This is a genomic window from Herbaspirillum sp. alder98 (assembly GCF_020179755.1).
Lineage (GTDB): Bacteria > Pseudomonadota > Gammaproteobacteria > Burkholderiales > Burkholderiaceae_D > Herbaspirillum.
This window is the reverse complement of sequence record NZ_JAIUCY010000009.1, coordinates 155,580-179,554: the sequence shown is the minus strand read 5'-3', so window position 1 is coordinate 179,554 and position 23,975 is coordinate 155,580. Positions and strand designations below refer to the sequence as shown.

At 59.7% G+C, this 23,975-nt stretch carries 23 protein-coding genes and 1 tRNA gene; 14 read left to right on the top strand and 10 right to left on the bottom strand.

The features are described 5' to 3' along the window. Positions 1-9 precede the first annotated feature (9 nt). From rfbA to LBW87_RS19085, 7 genes are all read right to left on the bottom strand, one after another. Positions 10-912 (bottom strand): glucose-1-phosphate thymidylyltransferase RfbA, encoded by a 903-nt coding sequence (gene rfbA / locus LBW87_RS19115; RefSeq protein ID WP_225203051.1) that lies wholly within the window; start codon positions 910-912, stop codon positions 10-12. Further along, positions 909-1,988 carry a dTDP-glucose 4,6-dehydratase gene (rfbB, locus tag LBW87_RS19110; RefSeq protein WP_225203050.1) on the bottom strand — a complete coding sequence of 360 codons (1,080 nt, stop codon included), beginning with the start codon at positions 1,986-1,988 and terminating at the stop codon, positions 909-911. Before rfbB ends, rfbA begins: the two co-directional genes overlap by 4 nt. A gap of 14 nt (positions 1,989-2,002) precedes the next feature. Then, complete coding sequence (galE, locus tag LBW87_RS19105; RefSeq protein ID WP_225203049.1) at positions 2,003-3,013, bottom strand: UDP-glucose 4-epimerase GalE; 1,011 nt, start codon at positions 3,011-3,013, stop codon at positions 2,003-2,005. Positions 3,014-3,044: 31 nt separating this feature from the next. Beyond that, positions 3,045-4,121 (bottom strand): CDP-glucose 4,6-dehydratase, encoded by a 1,077-nt coding sequence (rfbG, locus tag LBW87_RS19100; protein WP_225203048.1) that lies wholly within the window; start codon positions 4,119-4,121, stop codon positions 3,045-3,047. Positions 4,122-4,519: 398 nt separating this feature from the next. After that, entirely contained in the window at positions 4,520-5,506 is a 987-nt protein-coding gene (ttcA, locus tag LBW87_RS19095) for a tRNA 2-thiocytidine(32) synthetase TtcA (RefSeq protein ID WP_225203047.1), read from the bottom strand. A gap of 22 nt (positions 5,507-5,528) precedes the next feature. Then, positions 5,529-5,924, bottom strand: a complete 396-nt coding sequence (locus tag LBW87_RS19090) for a dihydroneopterin aldolase (protein WP_225203046.1) — start codon at positions 5,922-5,924, stop codon at positions 5,529-5,531. Positions 5,925-5,943: 19 nt separating this feature from the next. Continuing rightward, complete coding sequence (locus tag LBW87_RS19085) at positions 5,944-6,744, bottom strand: SDR family oxidoreductase (RefSeq protein WP_225203045.1); 801 nt, start codon at positions 6,742-6,744, stop codon at positions 5,944-5,946. Positions 6,745-6,769: 25 nt separating this feature from the next. Between LBW87_RS19085 and LBW87_RS19080 the strand changes: the two genes are divergently transcribed. From LBW87_RS19080 to LBW87_RS19060, 5 genes are all read left to right on the top strand, one after another. Then, positions 6,770-7,930 (top strand): class I SAM-dependent methyltransferase, encoded by a 1,161-nt coding sequence (locus LBW87_RS19080; protein WP_225203044.1) that lies wholly within the window; start codon positions 6,770-6,772, stop codon positions 7,928-7,930. A 10-nt stretch (positions 7,931-7,940) separates the two neighbouring features. Further along, on the top strand, positions 7,941-8,135 hold the full coding sequence (locus LBW87_RS19075) for a DUF2905 domain-containing protein (protein ID WP_225203043.1): 195 nt from the start codon (positions 7,941-7,943) through the stop codon (positions 8,133-8,135). Between the two features lie 27 nt (positions 8,136-8,162). Then, a complete protein-coding gene (locus LBW87_RS19070; protein WP_225203042.1) occupies positions 8,163-8,819 on the top strand; it encodes a response regulator in 657 nt (218 codons plus the stop codon). Then, positions 8,816-10,150: an ATP-binding protein gene (locus LBW87_RS19065; RefSeq protein WP_225203041.1), complete on the top strand. Its 1,335-nt coding sequence runs from the start codon at positions 8,816-8,818 to the stop codon at positions 10,148-10,150. The genes LBW87_RS19070 and LBW87_RS19065 overlap by 4 nt, the downstream gene beginning before the upstream one ends. A gap of 242 nt (positions 10,151-10,392) precedes the next feature. Beyond that, entirely contained in the window at positions 10,393-11,874 is a 1,482-nt protein-coding gene (locus LBW87_RS19060) for a DegQ family serine endoprotease (protein WP_225203040.1), read from the top strand. 69 nt (positions 11,875-11,943) lie between these two features. On the opposite strand, the gene kefC is transcribed toward LBW87_RS19060, so the two are convergent. Both kefC and LBW87_RS19050 read right to left on the bottom strand, forming a co-directional pair. After that, the gene (kefC, locus tag LBW87_RS19055; protein ID WP_225203039.1) at positions 11,944-13,788 is read right to left on the bottom strand and encodes a glutathione-regulated potassium-efflux system protein KefC; all 1,845 of its coding nucleotides are present in this window, start codon (positions 13,786-13,788) and stop codon (positions 11,944-11,946) included. A gap of 36 nt (positions 13,789-13,824) precedes the next feature. Further along, positions 13,825-14,361, bottom strand: coding sequence for an NAD(P)H-dependent oxidoreductase (locus tag LBW87_RS19050; protein WP_225203038.1), 537 nt, complete (start codon positions 14,359-14,361; stop codon positions 13,825-13,827). Positions 14,362-14,692: 331 nt separating this feature from the next. On the opposite strand from LBW87_RS19050, the gene LBW87_RS19045 reads away from it, so the two are divergent. From LBW87_RS19045 to LBW87_RS19025, 5 genes are all read left to right on the top strand, one after another. Beyond that, positions 14,693-15,841: a gamma-glutamyl-gamma-aminobutyrate hydrolase family protein gene (locus LBW87_RS19045; RefSeq protein ID WP_225203037.1), complete on the top strand. Its 1,149-nt coding sequence runs from the start codon at positions 14,693-14,695 to the stop codon at positions 15,839-15,841. Between the two features lie 198 nt (positions 15,842-16,039). Further along, complete coding sequence (locus LBW87_RS19040) at positions 16,040-16,348, top strand: DUF883 family protein (RefSeq protein WP_225203036.1); 309 nt, start codon at positions 16,040-16,042, stop codon at positions 16,346-16,348. Between the two features lie 9 nt (positions 16,349-16,357). Beyond that, positions 16,358-16,762, top strand: a complete 405-nt coding sequence (locus LBW87_RS19035; RefSeq protein WP_225203035.1) for a phage holin family protein — start codon at positions 16,358-16,360, stop codon at positions 16,760-16,762. A 23-nt stretch (positions 16,763-16,785) separates the two neighbouring features. Then, on the top strand, positions 16,786-17,199 hold the full coding sequence (locus tag LBW87_RS19030; protein WP_225203034.1) for a hypothetical protein: 414 nt from the start codon (positions 16,786-16,788) through the stop codon (positions 17,197-17,199). A 185-nt stretch (positions 17,200-17,384) separates the two neighbouring features. After that, positions 17,385-18,095, top strand: coding sequence for an OmpA family protein (locus tag LBW87_RS19025; protein ID WP_225203033.1), 711 nt, complete (start codon positions 17,385-17,387; stop codon positions 18,093-18,095). A 77-nt stretch (positions 18,096-18,172) separates the two neighbouring features. On the opposite strand, the gene LBW87_RS19020 is transcribed toward LBW87_RS19025, so the two are convergent. Continuing rightward, positions 18,173-18,748 (bottom strand): c-type cytochrome, encoded by a 576-nt coding sequence (locus LBW87_RS19020; protein ID WP_225203032.1) that lies wholly within the window; start codon positions 18,746-18,748, stop codon positions 18,173-18,175. 232 nt (positions 18,749-18,980) lie between these two features. Here LBW87_RS19020 and LBW87_RS19015 point away from each other — a divergent pair. The 4 genes from LBW87_RS19015 to LBW87_RS19000 all read left to right on the top strand — a co-directional run bounded on the left by LBW87_RS19015 (position 18,981) and on the right by LBW87_RS19000 (position 23,975). Continuing rightward, positions 18,981-19,056 (top strand) — tRNA-Arg (locus LBW87_RS19015). A 933-nt stretch (positions 19,057-19,989) separates the two neighbouring features. Next, positions 19,990-20,874 (top strand): hypothetical protein, encoded by an 885-nt coding sequence (locus tag LBW87_RS19010; RefSeq protein ID WP_225203031.1) that lies wholly within the window; start codon positions 19,990-19,992, stop codon positions 20,872-20,874. A gap of 440 nt (positions 20,875-21,314) precedes the next feature. After that, on the top strand, positions 21,315-23,087 hold the full coding sequence (locus LBW87_RS19005; RefSeq protein WP_225203030.1) for an ATP-binding protein: 1,773 nt from the start codon (positions 21,315-21,317) through the stop codon (positions 23,085-23,087). A 12-nt stretch (positions 23,088-23,099) separates the two neighbouring features. After that, positions 23,100-23,975 (top strand): DNA adenine methylase, encoded by an 876-nt coding sequence (locus LBW87_RS19000; RefSeq protein WP_225203029.1) that lies wholly within the window; start codon positions 23,100-23,102, stop codon positions 23,973-23,975.

Here is a 23,975-nt window from a genome sequence, read left to right as displayed (position 1 = left end):
GGATAGGATTCAATAGCTGATGTCGGTAAGCAATTGGATCAGGTACTTGCCGTATTCGTTCTTCTTCAGCGGCTGGGCCAGACGCTCCAGTTGGGCGGCGTCGATGTAGCCGCGGCGATAGGCGATTTCTTCCGGGCAAGCCACCTTGAGACCTTGCCGCTTTTCGATGGTGGCGATGAATTGGCCCGCATCCAGCAGCGATTCGTGGGTCCCGGTATCGAGCCAGGCGATGCCGCGGCCCATCAGCTCTACCTGTAACTGGTTCTGTTCCAGATAGGTGCGGTTGACGTCGGTGATCTCGAGCTCGCCGCGCGCCGATGGCTTGATCGAGCGAGCAATATCGACCACCTGGCTGTCGTAGAAATAAAGGCCGGTGACCGCGAAGTTGGATTTTGGCGAAACCGGTTTTTCTTCGATGCCGACCACCCGCCGCTGGCGGTCGAATTCGACGACGCCGTAGCGCTCGGGATCGTTGACGTGATAGGCGAATATGGTGGCGCCTTCGGCGCGTGCGCTGGCCGCCCGCATCGGTGGCTCAAGGTCGCGGCCATAGAAGATGTTGTCGCCCAGGATCAGCGCACAGGGATCGTCACCGATGAAGTCGCGGCCGATGATAAAGGCCTGTGCCAGGCCGTCCGGCGAGGGCTGTACTGCGTACTGGATATCCAGGCCCCATTGGCTGCCGTCGCCCAGCAGATCCTTGAAGCGCGGCGTGTCCTGAGGCGTGGAAATGAGCAGGATCTCGCGTATGCCGGCCAGCATCAGGCTGGTGAGCGGGTAATACACCATCGGCTTGTCGTAGATCGGCATCAATTGCTTGGACACCACCATCGTTGCCGGATACAGGCGGGTGCCCGAGCCGCCGGCCAGGATGATGCCCCGGCGCTTGACCGGCTGCGATACGTCTGTCATATCAATGCCCCCGGCGGATGGTCGCCATACTGTTTATGGATCCAGTTCAGATAGGCTCCGGAACGTACCTGCGCCACCCAGTCTTCATGGTCGAGATACCACTGCACGGTCTTGCGGATGCCGCTGTCGAAGGTTTCCGTCGGCCGCCAGCCGAGCTCACGTTCCAGCTTGCGGGCGTCTATGGCATATCGGCGGTCATGGCCCGGCCGATCTTTCACGAAGGTGATCAACTGGCGGTAACTGCCTGCGGCGCGCGGCGCCAGTTCGTCCAGCGTGTCGCACAGGCAGTGCACCACGTGCAGGTTGGTTTTTTCATTCCAGCCGCCGATATTGTAGGTCTCTCCCGCCTGGCCTCGCGCCAGCACCGTGCGGATGGCTGCACAATGGTCGCTGACATACAGCCAGTCCCGAATTTGCTGGCCGTCGCCATAGATCGGCAGCGGGTTGCCGGCCAGCGAATTGGCGATGACCAGAGGAATCAGTTTTTCGGGGAAGTGGAAGGGGCCGTAGTTATTGGAGCAATTGGTGGTCAGCGTCGGCAGGCCATAGGTGTGATGGAAAGATCGCACCAGGTGATCCGAGGCCGCCTTGGACGCAGAATAAGGGCTGTTGGGCGCGTAGGGGGTGGTTTCTGAAAATGGCGCATCCTGCGGACCCAGGCTGCCGAATACTTCATCGGTCGACACATGCAGAAACCTGAAGTCGCTCTGCTCCCTGGCGGGTAGCGTCTGCCAGTATTTCAAGGCCTTGCTGAGGAGGTTGAACGTGCCGTTGACATTGGTGCGGATGAATTCGTCCGGGTGGTGGATCGAACGGTCCACATGGCTTTCGGCGGCGAAGTGCAGTATGGCGCGCGGGCGATAGCGCGATAACAGGGTAGCGATGGCTATTTCGTCGCAGATGTCGGCCTGCACGAATGCATAGCGAGCATCGTCAGCCACCGCGCTCAGATTGTAGGGATTGCCGGCGTAGGTCAGCTTGTCGATATTGAGGATCGGTTCAGCATCTTTTTGCGCCAGGTGCTCGAGAATGAAGTTGCTCCCGATAAAGCCGGCGCCACCGGTCACGAATAGCATGGGCTCTCGTCGATTCAGGACTTGAAACCGTTAGGATTCATCTGCTGCCAGCGCCATGAATCGGCGCACATGGCATCCAGTCCCAGCTTGGCTTCCCATCCCAGCTTGCGCTTGGCCTCGGCCGGATTGGCATAGCATGACGCGATGTCGCCCGGGCGACGGCCGGCAATGGTATAGGGCACCGGCTTGCCGGACGCCTTCTCGTAGGCCTTGACCACGTCGAGTACGCTGTAGCCGATGCCGGTGCCCAGGTTGACCGCGAAGCATTGCGGCGCGTCCAGGCTTTCCAGCGCGGCCAGGTGACCCATGGCAAGGTCCACCACGTGAATGAAATCACGGACCCCGGTGCCGTCCGGCGTGGGATAGTCGCCGCCCCAGATCGAAAGCTGTTCGCGGCGGCCAATGGCCACTTGCGCCACATAGGGCATCAGGTTGTTGGGAATGCCGCCCGGGTCTTCGCCGATCCGGCCGCTGTCATGGGCGCCGACCGGGTTGAAGTAGCGCAGCAGCGCGATCTTCCAGTCGGGATGGGCGCGATGATAGTCGCGCAGCATGTCTTCGATGACGATCTTGCTGCGGCCATAGGGATTGCTGGCCGACAGCGAATGCGCCTCGTCCAGCGGCAGGTATTGCGGATCGCCATAAACCGTGGCCGACGAGCTGAAAACGATGGTCTTGACGCCAGTGGCATGCATCGCTTCGAGCAGGCGCACGGTGCCGACCACGTTATTGTCGTAATACATTAGCGGTTGCTCGACCGACTCGCCGACGGCCTTGAGCCCGGCAAAGTGGATCACGGCGTCGCATTTGAATTCGCGCAGCACGCTTTCGAGTTGCTCGCGGTTGCGGATATCGCCCTTGACCAGCGAGACCGAGTGGCCGCTGATCTGCTGTACGCGGGAGACCGATTCGGGGCTGCTGTTAGAGAAATTGTCGAAGACCACGACTTCGTGGCCGGCCTTGAGCAATTCGACGCAGGTATGGGAACCGATATAGCCGGCGCCGCCGGTGACGAGGATATTCATGGGGCAATCCGTCAGATTCGAGATTGGGTGATTATGTCAGACTCTGGTAGAACGCGATCTGGTTCTCGGACAAGGCACGCAGGTCTTCATTGTTGAGGTAGCCGCCATACCACTGCGCCGTCAGTTCGAGCGCAGTGTAGAGCTCCATCTTGGGCACCCAATCCAGCCGCTGGCGCGCCTTTGAAATATCCAGGCGCAGGAAGGCTGCTTCGTGCGGGGCGTTGGCGTCCGGTTCAAGGCGTACCTCGACCGGCGTCACATCGTTCTTCTGCAGCGAGTGGTTGAATGTGGCGCACAACTGGCTGACCGTCTGCAGATCGGTATCGGCCGGGCCGAAGTTCCAGCCTTCGGCATACTGGGTGCCGTTTTCGAACAGAAGCTGGGCGATTTGCAAGTAACCCGATAGCGGTTCCAGCACGAATTGCCATGGCCGTACCGCATGTGGATTGCGGATGCAGACGGCTTCGTCGCGTTCGAGCGCGCGGATGAAGTCCGGGATCAGGCGATCGGGCGCGAAATCACCGCCACCAATGACATTACCGGCGCGTACGCTGGCGATGCCGACCGGATTATCAGGATTGGCCGCAAAGAATGAGCGGCGATAGGCCGAGGTGACCAGTTCGGCCGCGCCCTTGCTGCTGCTGTAAGGGTCGTGCCCGCCCATCGGGTCATCTTCGCGATAGCCCCACAGCCACTCGCGGTTCTCGTAGCACTTGTCGCTGGTGACGACCACCACTGAACGTACGCTGGGCGTATTGCGTACGGCCTCAAGCACGTGGGCGGTTCCCATCACGTTGACGGCATAAGTGTCGACTGGCGAGAGATAGGATTCGCGCACCAGCGGCTGTGCGGCCATGTGGATGACGATATCGGGTTGGGCCGCCGCCATCGTCTCGCTGACATGCAAGAGATCACGCACATCACCGGTGGTGGTCTGCACGCAGCCTTGCAGGCGAGCCAGGTGGAATAAGCTGGGATTGGTCGGCGCCGGCAACGAGAAGCCGCTCACCTTGGCGCCGAGCATGTGCAGCCAAAGGGTCAGCCAGCTTCCCTTGAAGCCGGTATGCCCGGTTACAAAAACACGCTTGTCTCGCCAAAAATTAGCCATCAGGCAGCCTCATACACGTATTGCAGAAAGTCGTCAGGGGTGCAGAGATGGAATATGGAAACCACGTGGACAGCGAACCTCGCTGGTTGCCAGCCTGCCGGTATTTTTCGTGTCGGGACCACGTTTCCCTGCGAAACCACGACTACATGATTATGGTTGTTTTCCCTTGCATCTGCGTACGGTGGCGCAGATGCAGTAATGGGCAGATTAGACCATGGGGGGGCGGCCCTTCAAGCGAGGATCAGGAGGGTATTTCATATCTAATCTCGCCGAATATGCAGGGCCTGTACAACAATTTACTTTTGCCCATTCGGGCGTCGGCAAACCGCAAGCTCGGTGCTTGCGGTTTGCATGGTGAGACGTTGTGTATCGCCAATCCGGGGCGGGGCTGCGTCAGGCTAATCGGCGGGGAACAGCGAGATGACCTGGGCCGCGAAATTGGCATTGACGCCGCTGCCGGTAGCGCAGGGCTCTTCATCGAAGGCGATGTCGCCGTTGGCGTCGGGCTGGCCGGTGGCCTTGAGGGCGGCAAAGCCGAACTGGTCGCGATCCATCAGGTGCGACGGCACCACGGTGGACAGCGCCGAGAAGATATTGTCGACCCGGCCCGGGAATTTCTTTTCCCATTCACGCATCAGGCCCTTGATCTGCTTGCGCTGCAGGTTTTCCTGGCTGCCGCACAGGTCGCAGGGAATGATCGGGAACTGCTTGACCTCGGCGTAGCGGATCAGGTCGGCTTCCTTCACGTAGGCCAGCGGACGGATCACGATCTGCTTGCCGTCGTCCGACTGCAACTTGGGCGGCATGCCCTTGATCTTGGCGCCGAAGAACATGTTCAGGAAGAAGGTCTCGAGGATGTCATCGCGATGATGGCCCAGCGCGACCTTGGTGGCGCCCAGCTCGGTGGCTACCCGGTACAGGATGCCGCGCCGCAGCCGCGAGCACAGGGCGCAGGTGGTCTTGCCTTCGGGGACCACGCGCTTGACGATGCTGTAGGTGTCCTGGTTCTCGATGTGATAGGGCACGCCCAGGCGTTCGAGGTAGGCCGGCAGGATGTCGGCCGGGAAATTCGGCTGCTTCTGGTCGAGATTGACGGCGATGATGTCGAAGTTGATCGGCGCGCGCTCGCGCAGCGTCAGCAGGATGTCGAGCAGGGCATAGCTGTCCTTGCCGCCCGACAGGCAGACCATCACGCGGTCGCCTTCCTCGATCATGTTGAAGTCGCCGATGGCCTGGCCGACCTGGCGGCACAGGCGCTTGTGCAGCTTGTTGTTCTCGTAGGCGATCTTTTCGGCACGGCGCACGCCGGTGGTTTCGGCGGCAGTAGCGGTGTCGGCCGGGGCATCGGTGGCGGCTTCGGCGGCGGGATGGAGGCGGTCGTTCATGATGGTTTTCCCAACGTGGATTTCAGTTGCCCGGCTTGACGCGGAAGACTTCCACGCCGACCGCATCGCAGTCGGGATAGACATCGGGCTTTTCGGTAGATACGCGTGCCGCGCGCACCTTGGGGTGCGCCAGCATGGCCGCGACCACGTCGTCGCACAGGGTTTCCTGCAGATGGATGTGACCTTGCGCCATGCGGCGGGCGATGGTGGAGCGGATGAAGTCGTAGTCCACCACTTCGTCCAGCAGATCGGCCTTGGGGGTCGATTCGGCCAGCGGGATGAACAGGTCGACATTGATCAGGATGCGCTGCTCGCCCTTTTTCTCGAATTCGTGCACGCCGATGTTGATGAGGACTTCGTAGTTGCGCAAAAACAGGCGGCGGCAATCTTGCAGGGAAGGATGGGACAGAGCGAGCATGATCAGAAGAAAAAGAAGATTATTTCGCCACGAACATGACGTCGCGCGAAAGGGGAAGCAAATGCTGGCCGCCATCCACCAGCAGGGTAGTGCCGGTAATGGCGCCGGCGCCAGCCAGGTAGCACACGGCGGCGGCCACATCGTCGGGCGTGCTGCTCTTGCCCAGTGGCGTGACCTGGTGCGCCACGCCAAACTGCTCGGCAGTCTGGTCGCCCGACATCATCGTGATGCCCGGCGCCACCCCCACCACCCGCACGCGTGGCGCCAGGGCCTGTGCCAGCAGCGTGGTTGCGCTCTGCAGCGCGGCCTTGGATAACGTATACGACAGGTAGTCGGGGTTGGGATTGTACAGTTTCTGGTCCAGCAGGTTGATGACTACCGCCTGGGCCCCGGCGGGCGTGGCCTCGAACAGCGCCTGCGCCAGCAGCACCGGAGCGCCGACGTTGGCGCTCATGTGCTGCAGCAGCCGCTGGTGGCCGAAGCTGGCGGCGTCGTCGTAGTCGAACAGGGATGCGTTGTTGACCACGCAGGTCACGGGCCCGAGGGCGTCCCCGGCGGCCGGCACCAGTTGCCGCACGCGTTCTTCGTCGGACAGGTCGCCGTGGAGGGCGACCGCGCGGCGGCCCAGCGCTTCGATCTCGCGCACCACGGCGGCGGCTTCATCGGCCGAGCGGTGGTAATGCACGACCACGTCCCAGCCGGCGCGTGCCAGGGCCAGGGCGATATGACGGCCGATGCGGCGCGCCGCGCCGGTGACCAGCGCCACGCCGGTGGCAGCGTGCAAAATGGGAGCAGTGGAGGGGATGGCTTGGGTTTCCATTGAAATGAGTTCTACAATACGGCCCATGCAACTGCAACTACCTGAACCGGGCGCCGACGCACTCGCCGCCTCGCACTCCCTCCAGCAACTGGTCGCGGGCGACATTGTCGCTGCGGGAGGCTGGATATCATTCGAGCGCTATATGGAGCTGGTGCTCTATGCGCCGCGACTCGGCTATTACAGCGGCGGCGCGGCCAAAATGGGCAAAGACGGAGATTTTACAACCGCGCCAGAAATTTCGCCGCTGTTTGGCGCCACTTTGGCGCATTTAGCGACAGAACTGATCGCCGCTGGCGAGGCTGTGGCTAACGTCCTGCTCGAATTCGGGGCCGGCACCGGCAAGCTGGCGGCTGATATCCTGCGCGAACTGCAGGCGCGCGGGCAGTTGCCCGAACAATATTTCATTGTGGAAATATCTGGTGAATTGCGCGACCGGCAACGCCAGAGCCTGCAGGACTTTGCTTCCCGCGTGGTGTGGCTGGACGCCTTGCCCGACAGCTTCTCGGGCGTGGTCATCGGTAACGAAGTGCTCGATGCGATGCCGGTACGGCTGGCGGTGAAGGCCGGGCCGGCGTGGCTGGAACGTGGCGTGGCGCTCGATGCGCAAGGCGCCTTCTGCTTTGCCGACCGTGCCGTGGCTGACCTGCCGGTGGCGCAGATCCCGCAAGCCGACGACTTGCCCGACGGTTACCTGACCGAGCTGGCGCCGGTGGCCATCGGCTTCATGCGCACCCTGGCACGCATGCTGGCCAAGGGCGACGGTGCCGTGGCGATCCTGCCCGACTATGGTTTTCCGGCCGCCGAGTACTACCTGGGCGAGCGCGCCGAGGGCACCTTGATGTGCCACTATCGCCACCATTCGCATCCCGATCCGTTTTATCTTCCCGGCCTGCAGGACGTGACAGCCCACGTCGACTTCACCGCCATGGCGATTGCGGCCGTGGAGGAGGGGGCGGAGGTGCTGGCCTACACCAGCCAGGGCGCCTTCCTGCTCAATGCGGGAGTGGGGGAACTGCTGTTGCGGACCTCGCCCGAGCAAAGCCTGCAGTACCTGCCGCAAGCCAATGCCGTGCAAAGGCTGATCTCGCCGGCCGAGATGGGTGAGTTGTTCAAGGTGCTGGTCATCGGGCATCGCGCCGAATGGCCGCAGCGCATGTTGCGCCATGACCGTACCCACCGGTTGTAAGGAGACACGCGTGATACGTTGGGTCGTGGTGATCTTTCTGGCGGTGATCGTTTTTTCGACGCTGCTGCCGTGGCTGGAAAAGCTGGGCATTGGCCGGCTTCCGGGGGACTTGCGCTTTCGCCTGTTCGGCCGCAACTTCTCGTTGCCGTTCGCTTCGACCATCCTGCTGTCGACGGTGGTTTTCCTGGTGGCCAAGCTGCTCTGAGGCCGAGATTCATTTGATGGAGCCGGTATGCGGGTGTTGCTGGTAGAAGATGATCCGATGGTGGGCGAGGCCGTGCGCAAGGGTTTGCGCCTGGACGGCTTTGCCATCGACTGGGTGCAGGACGGCAAGTCGGCCGATGCCGCTTTGCGCAACGAGGACTACGCCATGCTGCTGCTCGACCTGGGCTTGCCGCAAAAGGACGGCCTGGCGGTGCTCAAGACCCTGCGCGAACGCGGCAATACGCTGCCGGTGCTGATCACCACCGCGCGCGACGCCGTGTCGGACCGGGTGGCAGGTCTCGACGCCGGCGCCGACGATTACCTGATCAAGCCGTTCGACCTGGAAGAACTGAGTGCGCGCATGCGTGCGCTGTTGCGGCGCCAGTCGGGGCGCGCCGACAGCCTGGTGCAGGTGCGCGAGGTGGTGCTCAATCCGGCGACCCACGAAGTAAGCGTGAGCGGGCAGGCCGTCAACCTGTCGGCCCGCGAATTCACGCTGCTGCGTGCCTTCATGGACCGGCCGGGGGTGATCCTGTCGCGCGCCCAGCTCGAAGAAAAGCTCTATGGCTGGGACGACAGCATCGAGAGCAACGCGGTCGAAGTGCACATCCACGCGTTGCGCAAGAAGCTCGGCAGCGACTTCATCAAGAACGTGCGCGGCGTAGGCTATCTGGTGCCGGCATGAAATCGGTGCGCAACAAACTGCTGCTGTGGCTGGGCCTGGGATTGTTTTCCATCATCGTGGCCGCCGGCGTCGGGTTGTATTTCCAGGCGCGGGGCGAGGCCAACCAGATCTTCGATTACCAGATGCGGCAGATTGCCGCCTCGCTACCGCGCCAGGCGTTCTCGCCGATTTCGCCGGGTCAGCAACTGCCGGAGCTGGAAGACGAGATCATGATGCAGATCTGGGACAGCAGCGGCACCGTCATCTATCACTCCCATGCGCGCAGCGTCATGCCGCGCCAGGCCGAACTGGGTTTTGCCAACGTCCACGGCCCCAACGGCCTGTGGCGCGTCTATAGCGCCCAGATCGGCAGCACCGTGGTGCAGGTGGCCCAGCCGCAGAGCGCGCGCGACGAGATCGCCGCCCAGATGGCGGTCAAGACGGTGGCGCCGATGCTGTTGCTGTTTCCACTGATTGGCGTGCTGGCGTGGCTGGCCGTGAGCCGCGGGCTGGCGCCGGTGCGCCGCGCCGCCGCCGAAGTGCAGGCGCGAGACATGCATTCGCTCATGCCCATTGGCGACGCCGGCCTGCCGCAGGAGATCCTGCCGCTCACCCATGCGCTCAACGATCTGCTGGCGCGACTCAAGCAGGCCACCGAGGCGCAACGCGCTTTCGTGGCCGATGCCGCACACGAACTGCGCACGCCATTGACGGCGTTGCGACTGCAGGTGCAACTGGCCGAGCGCGCCGCTGACGACACCGAGCGCCAGGCCGCCTTCGGTGACCTGAAGAATGGACTTGAGCGCGCCAGCCATCTGGTGCATCAATTGTTGACGCTGGCCCGTCAGGAACCCGACGCCATGGCGCAGCAGCCGCTGGATCTGAGGGCGTTGCTGCGTGACGTGGTGGGCGGCCTGTCGTCGGTGGCGGTGCATGGCGGCATCGACCTGGGCCTGGCCGACGACGCTGATGGCGACGGCCCGCTGATGGTGGTGGGCAATATCGAGGCTCTGCGCATTCTGTTCAACAACCTGGTCGACAACGCCTTGCGCTACACCCCGCAGGGCGGCGTGGTGGATGTGCGCTTCGAGTCATCGACGGGACGTTGCACGGTGGTGGTCCAGGACAGCGGTCCCGGTATCGCCGAAAGCGAAATGCCACGCGTGTTCGATCGCTTCTACCGGGCACGGCGGCCGCAAGAGCAGAACGCCGGGCGGGCCGCTTTCGGCAGCGGCCTGGGCCTGGCCATCGTGCGCCAGATCGCCGACCTGCACGGTGCGCAGGTCGAGTTGAAGAATGCGGGGGGCGGGCTGCAGGCGCGGGTGAGTTTTGTGAATTCAGGGATCGCTTGATCCCTGGCGCCAGGCGCACGGCAGACGCTGGGTCCTGACTTTCGTCAGGACGACGAGATTCGAGTTATACACAGTCCCGTCGTGCCGGCGAAGGCCGGTACCCAGCGGCGTCAGCCCCACGGCGATCACCAGGCCAGGGTTTGGCGCCTTAAGTTTCTCTTAATTTTCAGCGATTAATCTGCACTCCAACGGTCGAGCCCCACTCGACCATGGATCGTCCTTTGACCGACAAGGAGTGCATGATGAGCCGACGCATCGTTTTTGTTCGTAACACCCTGGCCGTGATGCTGGCTGCCGTGGTTGGCGGCAGCTATGTGTATTTCCACGGCGCCGATTTCCCGTCTGCCCATGCGGCGCCGGTCAGTGCCCCGCTGGTGGCCTCCAATACGGCGCCGGCTGCGCCTGCCGGCCCGGTGGTGGCAGCCGCTACCGACTTCTCGGGCATCGTGCAGCGGGCCGGTCCGGCGGTCGTCAACATCAGCGTGACCGGCAAGGTCAAGAAGGTGGCTGATGACAACGACGAGGCCGATCCGGATGATCCTTTCGCCCAGTTCTTCAAGCGCTTCGGCCCCCAACTGCAGGTGCCGCGCGGACCGCAGGTGATGCACGGGCTGGGCTCCGGCTTCATCATCTCGCCCGACGGCATCATCCTGACCAACGCCCACGTGGTCGACGGCGCGCAGGAAGTGGTGGTCAAGCTGACCGACCGTCGCGAATTCAAGGCCAAGGTGCTGGGCGTGGACAAGCAGAGTGACATCGCGGTGATCCGCATCGATGCCCGCAACCTGCCTACGGTACAGATCGGTGACCCGTCGCTGGTCAAGGTCGGCGAGCCGGTGCTGGCCATCGGTTCGCCCTACGGTTTCGACAACACGGCCACGGCCGGCATCATCAGCGCCAAGTCGCGCAGCCTGCCGGATGACAATTACGTGCCTTTCCTGCAGACCGACGTCGCCGTCAACCCGGGTAATTCGGGCGGGCCGCTGTTCAACCTGAGCGGCCAGGTGATCGGCATCAATTCGCAGATATATAGCCAGACCGGCGGCTTCCAGGGACTGTCGTTCTCGATTCCGATCGATGTGGCGATGAAGGTCGAGCAGCAACTGGTGCAGCACGGCAAGGTGACCCGGGGCCGGCTCGGCGTGTCGGTGCAAGACCTGAACCAGACCCTGTCCGAGTCATTCGGCCTGAAGACTGCGCAAGGCGCGCTGGTGAGTTCGGTCGAGAAGGGCAGTCCGGCCGACCAGGCTGGATTGCAGGCGGGCGACGTGATCCTGCGCTTCGGCGGTCACGCCATCGATCATTCGGTCGACTTGCCGACGCTGGTGGCCGACACCGCGCCAGGCACGTCGCAGCCGATCGAGGTGATGCGTGGCGGGCAGGTGCGCAACCTGAACGTGAAGGTGGGCGAGATGAAGGCGGCCAAGAACGATGCACCGGCCAACAAGGCCGACAACCCGGGCCGCCTGGGCCTGGCCGTGCGCCCGCTCGACAAGGATGAACAGAAGCAGTTGGGTGGACAGAATGGCCTGCTGGTGGAAGACGTGTCGGGGCCGGCAGCTATCGCCGGTATCCAGGGCGGCGATGTGATCCTGGCCTTGAACGGCACGCCGGTGACCAATGTCGATCAGTTGCGCAAGCTGGCCACCAAGGCCGGCAAGAGCGTGGCGCTGCTGGTCGAACGGGGCGACGAAAAGATCTTCGTGCCGTTGACGCTGAATTGATTTTGCAGCTGATGTACGTGGTAAAGCAGTGAGGGTTGGCCGGGGCGGCGCATGCTTCCCCGGCCTTTTTTATACCGGATCGGGGTCTCGTGGTTTGTCCTCGGCGGCCTCGCCGCGCCAGTGTTCCGGTGCGTGATCGCGCAGCATGGCTTCGCGGTCGCCGGTGAACATGGCCTGCAACTCTTCGCGCGCCTGTACCGCCATCGACACCATCTGCTGCTGGTCCTTGTAGTGCGGATACAGGTTGTAGAGGGTCTTGATATTATGGGTGCGGAATTTCATCGCCGCCTGGCGCGCCCGGTAGGCGCCGAAGTCGAGTTCCTGCAGGACTTGCCGGCCCATGTGCAATGCGCTCTCGAAGGTTTCGCGTTCAAGCACCGTGACGCCGCGGTCGAGCAGGTCGTAGTAGTGCGTGACGTTGCGGGCGCGGGCGGCGATGACCAGGTGCGGAAACTCTTCGCGCACCTTGTCGACCATCTGCAGCGCACCGGCGGCATCATCGATGGCGATCACCAGCACGCGCGCCTTGTCGGCGCCTGCTGTGCGCAGCAGGTCGATGCGGGTGGCGTCGCCATAGAACACCTTGAAGCCGAACTTGCGCAGGAAGTCGATCTGGTCGGGATCATGATCGAGCACGGTGGCGCCGATGCCGTTGGCATGCAGCAGCCGCCCGATGATCTGTCCGAAGCGCCCGAAGCCGGCGATGATCACCGGATGATCCTGCGGCTCGATCTTGTCTTCGGGGCGGCGCTGGCCCGCATCGAGCCAGCGCACCAGCAGGCGGTCGTGCACCAGCAGCAGCAGGGGCGTGACCAGCATCGACAGCGCCACCACCACCACCAGGATCGACGACACCTCGGGCGTGAGCACCTTGGCCGTGACGGCCGCACCGAACACGATGAAGGCGAACTCGCCCCCTTGCGACAGCAGGAACGCAAAGAACAGTTGCTGCCCGCGGGGAATGCCGAAGCAGCGCCCCAGCAACCACATCACGGCGGCCTTGATGGCGACGAAGGCGGCGACCAGGCCAAGGATGCGCCACGGTTGCGCAAAGAACACGCCGAAGTCCACCGACATGCCCACGGCGATGAAGAACAGGCCCAGCAGCAGGCCTTTGAAGGGTTCGAGGTCGCTTTCAAGGGCGTGGCGGTATTCGGAGTCGGCCAGCAATACCCCCGCCAGGAAGGTGCCCAGCGCCATCGACATGCCCACCGACTGCATCAGCAGGCAAGTCGCAATCACCAGCAGCAGCGAAAAGGCGGTGAAGATCTCGCGCATGTCGGTCTTGGCGATGATGCGCAGGATGGGACGGATCAGCACGCGTCCGCCAAAGATCAGCAGCGCGATCACCAGCGCCACCTGGCCCGCATGCAGCCAGCCCTGGCCGCTGCCTTCGACCGCCGCCATGCCCAGCAGCGGCACCGCCGCCATCATCGGAATGGCCGCAATGTCCTGGAACAGCAGGATGGCGAAGCCGGCCGAGCCGGCCGGGGTGGCGGTGAGCTTGCGCTCGCCCAGCGTGGCCAGCGCGATCGCGGTGGACGACAGCGACATGCCGAGTGCGGCGATCAGCGCCATCCGCCACGGCACGCCCACGACCAGCGCGGCGGCCAGCAGGGCGGCGCTTACCGCCAGCACCTGCGCGCTACCCCAGCCAAAGATGGAGCGGCGCAGCGACCATAGCCGCTTGGGGTCGAGCTCCAGTCCGATCAGGAACAGCAGCAGCACCACGCCGAATTCGGAAAACTCGAGGATGTGCTTGACCTCGCTGATGAGGCCCAGGCCCCAGGGGCCGATGACGATGCCGGCCAGCAGGTAGCCGAGCACGGCGCCCAGGCCAAGGCGTTTGGCAATCGGGACCGCAGCCACCGCGGCGAGAAGGTAGACCAGTGCTTTGAGGAGGTGTTCGTCCATGGAATGTGTCGTGCAGAAGTTGGGCAGTGGGGGCGTTCAGGACCAGGCAGGATAGCTGGCGAGGTGGTCGGCGTAGTGCGACACATGCTGCTGGAACTGGATCGGACTGAGATGATGCGCGCCGTGCAGCACCAGCGGCGGCAGCCAGCGCATGCCGCAGAGCCGGGCGGTCTGCTGATAGGGTGGCAGGAAGTCGTCGAAGACATGGCCATGACGCCCTTGCGGACCGTACGCCTCGGTCTCGCCGCCGGTGCTGGCCACCAGCCACAGGCCCTTGTCGCGCAGCGCATGGCCGTCATGACCGAAGGCCCAGCCGCGCGTGAGCACCTGGTCCAGCCATTCCTTTTGCAGCGCCGGCATGCTGTACCAGTGAATCGGATGCTGCAGCACCACCAGATCGGCCGCTTCCAGCAGCCGCTGTTCGTGTTCGACGTCGATGTCGAAATCGGGATAGCGCTGGTAGAGATCGTTGACGGTGACGTTGGGCAGGCGTGCGGCGGCCTCGATCATGAGGCGATTGGTGCGCGACAACTCGGCAGCGGGATGGGCGTAGAGGATGAGTACGTTGGACATGGCGTTGGGGACTTGAGGCACAGGCGAAAGAGCGCCGGAGTGGGGCGGATTGGCAATTTTCCGGAACATGTGCGGCAGATTCGCTGTCTGCCTTTTTTAAACGGAGGGAGTGTGCCACGAAAGCCGGCGCCTTGTGCGGCGGGTGGCGCTGTACTGCTTCCTCGCCTTTGCGGCCGGTTTTGCCCGTGGGTATCAAAAGCCGGGTATTGCGCTTATACTCAGGCAACCCTGGCCAATGCGAGCCACCCCCGAGCCGATCCCGACGACGTTAGCCCCTCAGGGTTACCGCTGACACACGCCGCAGTTCACTTATTCATTCGTTATTGCAGCCATGTCCGATATCCAAGATTCCGAAGCCAGCCAGCCCCGCGACCCCAAGCCGGGCAATCCAGCACCCGAGCTCCAGCCAGGCGCCGGTGCCGCCAGTCAAGGGCTGGGCACTGTTCCACCGGTGGTGCCGGTGGCGCCCATTGCACCCGCTACGCCGGCGCCGGCCGCCGCAGCACCAGCAGCTGCACCGGTAGAGCCAGCATCGGCGGTGCCGCCGCAACCGGCAGCACAACCTTCAGCACAACCGCACGCCATTCCGCATTCGCCCCTGCCGCCACCGTCGCATCACTCCACCGAAGCACCCTGGTCCCAGACCTGGAACCTGTTGATGGCGCGCTTTCGGGCGCTGTCCGACAAGGCCGGGCGGCGCGTCATGCACCGCACGCTCAAGATCGGCGTATCGGCACGGATCTTCCACCCGGAGTCCGGCGCCAAGGGCTTGCGCAGCAAGACCTTGCAATACCTGGAAGAGTCGATTGCGCAATGGGTGATGTCGCGTGACGTGCTGGTGTTCATGATCCCCACCGTCAATACCAACGGGCTGGTCCATCCCAGCAACATTCGCCTGCGCGACTATGCCAAGAATCTGGACGGGCTAGTGCTGCAGGGCGGCGCCGACGTCTCGCCGCAGAGTTATGCCCAGGCCGCGACCCGGCCTGAATGGAGCGGCGACCGGGTGCGCGACATGTATGAGCTTGAGCTGTTGCACGAATTCATCGAGGCCGGCAAGCCGGTGCTGGGCATCTGCCGCGGCTGCCAGCTGATCAATGTCGCCTTCGGCGGCACGCTGTACCAGGATATCGCCACCGATGTCCCTACCGCGATCCCGCACGTCAACGAGATGTACGACAGCAATTACCACGAGCTGGACTTTCCACCGGGCTCGACCCTGGCGCAGATGGTCAGCACCGAGCGCGCCATCGTCAATTCGATCCACCACCAGGCAGTACGGGATGTCGGGCGCGACTTGTCGGTCGAGGCGGTATCGGGGCCGGACCAGATCGTCGAAGCGATTCGTTATCGCAAGGCGCCGTTCGTGATGGGCTTGCAATGGCACCCCGAGTTTCACCGCGCCGGTGGCGCCGAATTGCTCGACTGCACGCCGATTCTCGACAGCTTCCTGCGGGCCGCCCGCGAGACCCGCTTCTGAAGTCCTTCGAAGTCTGTTGAAACTAATGCAGTAAAGAACCATCGAAGTTTTTTGCGCTGCCGCAAGTTGATCCACGTTACGCTTCGCGTGCGCGGCCAGCCCCGGTAGAATCGGCTAGCGACAGGAGCCGACAGGCGTTGTACTCTTGCCTTGGCAGTGCCCGTTTTTTATTAATGGTTTAGAAAAAGGAGAACTCCCATGACCCAATCCGCTGCACTCAAGACCGTGAGAAACGATATGAAAACCCTCGTGAAAGACGCTCAGATCCTGTTCGCCGAAGCCGCTGCCGCCACCGGTGAAAAAGCCGATGAGCTGCGCGCCAAGGGCCTCACGCTGCTGGAGGCCGCCAGCGAGGCTGCGCACAACGCCCAGATCGCCGCCATCGAAAAGGGCAAGGTAGTTGCTGCCAAGACCGACGATTACGTGCACGAGAACCCATGGCGCGCCGTGGCCATCTCGGCCGGCGTTGGCTTGCTGGTCGGCCTGGTCATTGGCCGTAGCAAGTAAGCGGCGCTGATGACCACCCCGCATTCGGATGGGCCCGCCCCGCATCAGCCTGGTAATCCCGGGTTGACGGCGGGTTTGCTAGGCCTGACCAAGAACCTGCTTGGCCTGATCCTCAGCCGCATCGAACTGGCGTCGCTGGAGATGTCCGAAATCGGCGTCAACCTGGTGCGCCTGGCGATCGTGTTTGCGCTTGCCACGGTGGCGCTGTGGTTTGCCGTAGCCTTCTGGTCGGTACTGGTGGTCATGCTGGCCTGGGATAGCTGGGGCTGGAAGATCCTGGCATTGTTCGGCGCCATTTTTACCGTCGCCACGATCGGTCTTGTGCTCTATGCGCGGGCGACCTTGACGCAAGGCAAGCTGTCGTTGCCGGCCACCATGGCCGAGTTGCGTAAAGACCAGGACGCCCTGTTGTAATGGTCCCCACGGAGAAGAATCGCATGCAAGCGCCTGTCAAAGATGGCATGACCCACGAAGAGCGCAAGCGCAAGGTATTGGCGCAAGGCGCTCTGTACCGGTTGGGGGTGATGGAAGCACGTGAAGTGGTGCGTGAGAACCTGAGTCCCGAATCGCTTGCCAAGGGCGCCTTGAGCCGAGTGGCGCACTTTGCCACTTCGTTTGTGGGCGGTGGCAAGACCATGCAATCAATCAAGGCGTTGTCGGCCAGCGGTATCAGCCTGCGTTCGCTGCAGTCGATGACGCCGCTGCTGATGACGGGCGCGTCGTTGTTGTCGCGGCGCTGGTTGCGCAAGCCATTGATGTACGGCGGTGTCATCGCCGCCGTCGGTGGCGTGGCGTATTACCTGTCGCGTCGACGCGAGCAGCCGCCCGAGCACACGGAAGAGCACAACTGAATATCAGGACGGATTCGCCGTTTCTGTTCGGCATATCGAAAGGCATCTGGTGAATCCAGGTGCCTTTTTTGTTAGTGGCCTAAATTATTATGGCCGGAACGTCCGACATTGTTTGCAATCTCACCACCACCGGCGCCGTAGGCCTGGATAAAAAAATTGAGAAGGCATTCATTAAAGGAGTTCACATGAACAAGTTATCGATAGCAGCACTGGCGGGCGTATTGGCCATCTCGGGATGCGCGAACATGGATGCAACGGATCGCGGCACGGCCACTGGCGCCGGTATCGGCGCCGGTGTCGGCGGCTTGCTGGGCGCGGTGACCGGCCCGGGCGGCGGTGGTCGTGCATTGGGTGGCGCGGCCATTGGCGGCGCCATTGGTGCGGTGGCCGGCAATATCTGGTCCAAGCGCATGGAAAACCAGAAGCAGGCGATGGAGCAGGCAACCCAGGGTACCGGCGTGCAGGTCACCCAGACTGCCGACAATCGCTTGAAGCTTGAAATCCCCAGCGACATTTCATTCGACACCGGCCGTGCCGACATCAAGCCCAACCTGCGCCCCGTGCTCGACCGTTTTGCATCGACCCTGGTCGAGAACCCGGCCACTTCGGTCACCATCGTCGGCCATACCGACAACACCGGCAGCGATGCCATCAACAACCCGCTGTCGACCGAGCGCGCGGCCCGTACCCGCGACTATCTCTCGACCCGTGGCGTTGCCGCCAATCGTTTCGTGATCGAAGGTCGTGGTTCGCACGAGCCGTTGGTGGCCAATACCACCGAAGCCAATCGTGCCAAGAATCGCCGCGTAGAAATCTACGTGGCCGAGCCCCAGCAGCAGGCGCAACCGCCGATGCCGCAACCAGGCAACTATCCGCCGCCACCGCAGCGTTATTGATCGTCCGGTTGCAAACGACAAAGCCCCGATCGAAAGACCGGGGCTTTGTCATTGGCGGCTAACGATGCAAGGTTGCCTTACTTGGCGGCAGGTGCTTCGCCGGCGGGTGCAGCGGCAGCATCGGCAGCGGTTGCTGCTGCGGGCGCCTTGACTTCGGGTTCCTTGAACTTGGCGCCGGACTGGTTGGCCATGTAGACCACGGTGCGTTCGATCTCGACGTCATCCAGTTCGGGATTGCCGCCCTTGGGTGGCATGGCGCGCAAGCCGTTGATGGCGTGCGATACCAGCTTGTCGTAGCCTTCGGCCAGGCGCGCCTTCCAGGCTGGTTCATCGCCTACCTTGGGTGCACCGGCAACGCCGGCGCCATGGCAGGCCACACAGGTGGTTTTATAGACTTCTTCGCCGGTCTGTAATTGCTTTGGGGTATTGGCATCGCGGAAGGTAAAGCCTTCGTCGGCCACCGGCTTGATGCGCGTGGCGATCATGTCGGCGGTCTGCCCATCCGACCCCGCGCCGGTCTTCTGGCCGTTGGTCACATACTGCACTAATAAAACGATGCAGATGATGGGTACCAGAAAACCCGCCACGACGGCGGCGATCAACTGCTTCGGCGTCTTGATTGCCGATTCCTGTTCATGCTGAGCTGAGCTCATTAGTCCCTCCGTAATGTTCCTCGAAATTGGGGCGGAAAACGTCGACTCCCTTTGTATCGCCTGGCATAGGACAGAACGGATGACCAGGCAGGGCTATAAAATGCGCTTTCTCGCCGGACAGCGCCTGATTATAGGCACAATGCCCGGCCTTTGACACGCAAAATACCCTGATGCAATGGACGGCCTTGCCGAAACCCGGTATCCTTCACGCTCTTCGGTTTTACCCCTCAACGCGGCTGTAGCTCAGTGGATAGAGTATTGGCCTCCGAAGCCAAGGGTCGTGGGTTCGATCCCCGCCAGCCGCGCCAGTTTCCCCTTTAAATACAATAGGTTGCGTTCCGCAATCCGATGCGTTGTTTAGCATTAAATTGCGTCATTTGGCACACTGACTGTGCCAAGATTGTGCCGCGCTAGTCGCATAAAAATCACAAGATTCGCTCCCCGCCTGCACCGCATTGCTAAACATCGCACAGGCGTAAGTCTAGTTTCCTTTCTAATATTGGCACACTCGTAGTTTGTTTGCTTTTTGATGTAGCGCACAAGATTGCGTTGCCATCGTGTAATATTGCAATCAATCGCGCTGAGAGCATTTTTCCTCGATATAAAAGCACGTGGTCTTGCGATTTGCAGTCGACAAGTCCGCACTAAAAACCGAGATGAATGTGAGTCGTTCAGTAACCCCCCGCCTGAAACGGAATGGTGGGGGCTAGAAAGGATGCCGAAAGGCAATCGCCGTGAGATAGGTGCCACCAGTCAGAGTGAGGCTGGATTCCAAGGGCGTCTATCTTCGGAGAGCGGGGGCGACATGGGGGACTACCCCGTCGTATGACCTTTGAGCTGCGTGACAGGCCCCAATTGCTGGCGTAAGTCCTGATCAAAAGAAAGGTTGTGCGTACTCCGTGGACTCATTCGATCCTATCCACATGGATGGGCTCGGAGATATTCGTCCATGCAAAACCTTCTGTCAGTAGAACAATTAGCTGCATTTCTGCATAAGTCCGTCGCTAGCATTCGTAGTGACGCGACTCGTAATCCTCAGTCGCTTCCTCCCATTTGCCGGCTACCTGGTACCAAGCGTTTGCTCTGGCGTGCGGAGGATGTTGACTCCTGGCTTCAGCAATATGTGACCAAGCCGGCGTGCATCGATATTGTGGTCGAACCGCGAAAAAGGGGGCGGCCACGAAAAATCGCACAGACATCTTCTATAGAGAAATTGATCATCGGACGTGTCAAGGATCGACATGCTGACGAATGATCTCGAGAATTTTCGCCCGCAGTCTGCTGCAACCAGAACTTCCTTGGAGACTGTAGAGCGTATTCGGCTTAAAAGTGCCTCTACAGTGCGCGAAAGTGATCAAGCGGAGTTTTATAAAATTTCTACCGGCGGGGACAAGCGGGCACTTCCAAATCATTTGGCAAGATCAAATCTGATTGCGTTACCGTCGCTTGGTGTGAAAGCACGTGTGGACGGTGAAAGGTTGGTGTCGAACCAAAATGTAGACCTGCGTTATTGGGGGAAAAGGTTATCCGAAAAAGATGGAGACCTATGGATGCAACTCATGCACCTTGGTCGGCGCTCTACGAATAGGCAGAAGATCAAATCACACGCCGCTACTCTATTGAAAGCACTCAAAGAAACAGAGGGCGGGAAGCAATATAGTTGGTTGTACGGCGCATTAGATGCTCTAGCTGATGCAAAATTTACGATCCGGATAGCAGCATCAAACGGTCATGTAACTGACGTGACCGCAACTGGAGCCCTTCATATGATCGATTGCTTGGAAATTTGCAGAGGCAATATTTCGTTCGAAATTGATCCTAGATGGGCAAGGCTCTATGCAAACAATCAATATGTGTTGATTGACTGGCCAACCAGGCTTAGCTTCGGCGCTAAGCAGGCATTGGCGAAATCGTTGCTCACCTATATTTGCACGTCGAAAGAGTCTGAGCAAAGGCGTAGCGTCGAGTGGTTACGGGCTAGGTTTCGCTATTCAAGTCCGATGGATAAATTTAAACGGTCGTTGAGGAATGCACTGTCTCTACTTGAGAAAGCTGGAGTCGCTCGTAATTTGAGATTTCAGAAAAATAGCGACGGGATCGAAATGGCCGTTTGGGATCGATTGTGAATAACTGTCGGTATTTGATTCGGCTTTATTCGGTATTGAGTTCGGTTTTTGTCGGTGTTTGATTCGTTTTTTCGGTATTTGATTCTACGAATTCGGTACTTGAATCGTCCAAATCGGTATTTGTTTCGGAGTTTTCGGTGCTTTGTTCGAGTGTCCTTTCTGGGGGCTATGCGGGGAGCGGCTTCTGGGCGATTTGCGTCCTATTTACCTTGTCTTTATCTTTATATTCATCTTTGTTTTACCAAGAGAAATGGTCCGATATTTGAAGAAGCAGCACATCGAGTATGTAAGCTGCTATTTACGCGAATTTCTTGGCATTCCATACGCCTAAGCCTCGCACATTCAAGGCCAGAAAAAACACTTTAAAATGTGTACATGCGCTAAATAAGGGGGGCAGGGCGGAGATCCTGCGTAAGATTAGCTTTCAAATGAGTACAACAATGAAGAAGAGCAAGGTTGCCGCGGGCACTGATGCCGCGGTTGCAGTATCGTCCAAAGGCATTATCAAACTTCGATCAATTGGATTTCACCAGCCGCCGTTTCGGAAATTAGGGGGCATTCAGATAGATTTAGCGGATCGACTAACGTTAATTGCTGGTCGTAATGGCGTTGGAAAATCCACAATCTTGGCGTTGATCGCTGGCGGCTCTGGGTTAACTCGAGGAGTGAAGAACCACAGCTACTTCGGTACGCTCCCGAATGCAAACGCCGAAGAGATCCTAAAGCTATCCTACGCTCGGGATTACGTTAAGGACGATGCTGCAAAGCCCTATGCGTTGCTGAGATATGAACTCAATGGGAAACCATTTAGCAAAAAAAGTAATGTCTCTGGCTCCGAGGAGCGTTTGCGTGTTGTCCCTCGCAATGACCCTAAAGGGCCCCAGATGGTCGCGGGTACCACAATTCCAGCGGATGGAAAGGTGCCCATCCCAACGATTTATTTGGGTATGACCCGAGTGCTGCCAATGGGCGAAGCCGTGCCGGGGTCTCTTGAGAGTCGATCCTTTGAAATGGACCCGATTGACTATGAGCTGTATGAAGATTTTACCAATCAAGTGATATCTACTGGCTCATCTGGTAATGGGCCAAACGTTGTCTCGCAAAGCGTTGCAGGAACAAAGAAACGGTCGGTCTACCCAGAATATCAAGGCTATGACAGCACCAATGTTTCTCTGGGGCAGGATTCTCTCAGCGCAATCGCTACGGCCCTCGCTTCTTTTAGTAAGCTTAAGCGAACTCTAGGATCGGACTATCCAGGAGGGCTGCTCATTATTGACGAAATTGATGCTGGCTTTCACCCTCACGCTCAAATCGAACTTTTAACCGAGTTGAAGAGCAAAGCGCGTCAGTTGGATATACAAATCATTGCCACCACGCATTCTTTGACAATGCTCGAGCATGCACACGCCGGTATATATAACGAGCAGATCAAGGGTAGTCCCCTTGACAATATCGTATACTTGAAAGGAGGCTTGCCTATTCAGCTGCTAGACGCCTCCAATTTCGATGCTATCTATAACGATATGCATATGCTTTTGACGACCCCGAAGCCAAGTCCGGTACTACCGACGGTTAAGGTTTATGTGGAAGATGAAGAAGCGGCGCTGTTTCTCGATGCGATCCTCACAACAAGCCGACGAAAAGAGATCTTGGCCAAGACCGAATGTAATCTCAGCATCGTTGCTGCCAAAGTTGGTTGTTCGAATCTTGTAGGGTTGCTGAAGGCAGACGATTACTTCAAGTCAGTGGTAATTGTTTTGGATGCCGATACCACGACAGTCAATGCAGGGAACGCTAAGAACGTCGTACGTTTACCTGCGGATACGAACAAGCTTTCTAAGCAATCTCCGGAGGTCATAATCAAAGCCATGTGCGAAAAGCTTTGCACTGTAGGTTCTGCGTACCCTGAGACTCGCCGAAAGCTTGCCAGCGTTGGTGCTGATACCTCTTATATCGAAAAGAAAATCTTGAACCGGCAGCGGGGTGAAACCGTTGCTTCCTTGCCGATAGAAAAAGATCGTGACATTGCCAAAAATTGGTTCAATAAACGACTAAGTGCAATTCAAGAAATGAAGTTGATTGAGGGGTGGGTTGCAGATAATTCAGATGGTGTTAACGAATTTTTGAAAAAACTTGAAGAGGCTGTACACGCAGCGCGCCCCCATTTACCTATCCTTCCGCAGCTTCCCGCCTCTAGGCGGAAAAATAAATAAATCGCCTTATCTATGTTTTCAAAAAAGCTTTATACCCCTCTGCGATACCCAGGTGGTAAAGCCCGATTTGCTCCTTTCATAGGGCAACTTATGGTCAGTAATGGATTAGCCGGTGGTCATTACTTTGAGCCATACGCTGGTGGGGCCGGGGTCGCACTGGAGCTCCTTTTTCACGGGGTATGTAGCCATGCGCATATAAACGATTTAGATCCGGCCATCTACGATTTTTGGCATTCTGTAATTCACGCTCCGGAAGATCTTTTGCGCCTTATCGCTGATACACCGGTATCTATGGAGCAATGGCATTATTGGCGAAATGTTATGCGCGGAGAAATTGTCGTTACGCAAGTAGAGCGCGGTTTTGCCACACTCTTCATGAATCGAACTAACCGATCGGGGATACTCAAAGGCGGGGTGATTGGTGGGCTATGCCAAAGCGGCGCCTATAAGCTCGATGCACGTTACAAGAAAGATGTTCTTATGGCGCGCATTCAACGCATTGCTTCCCATTCGAACCATATCTCTGTGTATCACGAGGACGCGCTGTCACTTCTGAAGCGTTGCAAAGATTTTTTGCCACTCCGCTCGCTGATTTATCTTGATCCACCGTATTACATGAAGGGACAAGGGCTTTATCGAAACTTTTATGAGCACAAGGATCATGCAGAAATTGCTCATCTGCTCCAGGGAAAACGATTCTCTCGATCTTGGGTTGTTTCTTATGACAACGTTGCTGAAATTCAGTCGATGTACGCTATGGCAAAAGCGTTATCGTACGGATTAAATTATAGTGCTCAAAAACAGTATATCGGCTCCGAGATAATGTTCTTTAGTGATCGTTTGGCAACGTTGCCGGATGTGAGTGAGAGTCTAGGCGAGGCAGCGTAG

Coding starts and splice junctions, on each gene's coding strand:
- LBW87_RS19060 (WP_225203040.1), top strand. CDS start 10,393: ATGAGCCGACGCATCGTTTTTGTTCGTAACACCCTGGCCGTGATGCTG.
- LBW87_RS19010 (WP_225203031.1), top strand. CDS start 19,990: ATGCTGACGAATGATCTCGAGAATTTTCGCCCGCAGTCTGCTGCAACC.
- LBW87_RS19000 (WP_225203029.1), top strand. CDS start 23,100: ATGTTTTCAAAAAAGCTTTATACCCCTCTGCGATACCCAGGTGGTAAA.
- galE (WP_225203049.1), bottom strand. CDS start 3,013: ATGAATATCCTCGTCACCGGCGGCGCCGGCTATATCGGTTCCCATACC.
- ttcA (WP_225203047.1), bottom strand. CDS start 5,506: ATGAACGACCGCCTCCATCCCGCCGCCGAAGCCGCCACCGATGCCCCG.
- LBW87_RS19020 (WP_225203032.1), bottom strand. CDS start 18,748: ATGAGCTCAGCTCAGCATGAACAGGAATCGGCAATCAAGACGCCGAAG.
- LBW87_RS19035 (WP_225203035.1), top strand. CDS start 16,358: ATGACCACCCCGCATTCGGATGGGCCCGCCCCGCATCAGCCTGGTAAT.
- rfbA (WP_225203051.1), bottom strand. CDS start 912: ATGACAGACGTATCGCAGCCGGTCAAGCGCCGGGGCATCATCCTGGCC.
- LBW87_RS19085 (WP_225203045.1), bottom strand. CDS start 6,744: ATGGAAACCCAAGCCATCCCCTCCACTGCTCCCATTTTGCACGCTGCC.
- LBW87_RS19065 (WP_225203041.1), top strand. CDS start 8,816: ATGAAATCGGTGCGCAACAAACTGCTGCTGTGGCTGGGCCTGGGATTG.
- kefC (WP_225203039.1), bottom strand. CDS start 13,788: ATGGACGAACACCTCCTCAAAGCACTGGTCTACCTTCTCGCCGCGGTG.
- LBW87_RS19090 (WP_225203046.1), bottom strand. CDS start 5,924: ATGCTCGCTCTGTCCCATCCTTCCCTGCAAGATTGCCGCCGCCTGTTT.
- LBW87_RS19005 (WP_225203030.1), top strand. CDS start 21,315: ATGAAGAAGAGCAAGGTTGCCGCGGGCACTGATGCCGCGGTTGCAGTA.
- LBW87_RS19040 (WP_225203036.1), top strand. CDS start 16,040: ATGACCCAATCCGCTGCACTCAAGACCGTGAGAAACGATATGAAAACC.
- rfbB (WP_225203050.1), bottom strand. CDS start 1,988: ATGCTATTCGTGACCGGTGGCGCCGGCTTTATCGGGAGCAACTTCATT.
- LBW87_RS19050 (WP_225203038.1), bottom strand. CDS start 14,361: ATGTCCAACGTACTCATCCTCTACGCCCATCCCGCTGCCGAGTTGTCG.
- rfbG (WP_225203048.1), bottom strand. CDS start 4,121: ATGGCTAATTTTTGGCGAGACAAGCGTGTTTTTGTAACCGGGCATACC.
- LBW87_RS19045 (WP_225203037.1), top strand. CDS start 14,693: ATGTCCGATATCCAAGATTCCGAAGCCAGCCAGCCCCGCGACCCCAAG.
- LBW87_RS19030 (WP_225203034.1), top strand. CDS start 16,786: ATGCAAGCGCCTGTCAAAGATGGCATGACCCACGAAGAGCGCAAGCGC.
- LBW87_RS19080 (WP_225203044.1), top strand. CDS start 6,770: ATGCAACTGCAACTACCTGAACCGGGCGCCGACGCACTCGCCGCCTCG.
- LBW87_RS19070 (WP_225203042.1), top strand. CDS start 8,163: ATGCGGGTGTTGCTGGTAGAAGATGATCCGATGGTGGGCGAGGCCGTG.
- LBW87_RS19025 (WP_225203033.1), top strand. CDS start 17,385: ATGAACAAGTTATCGATAGCAGCACTGGCGGGCGTATTGGCCATCTCG.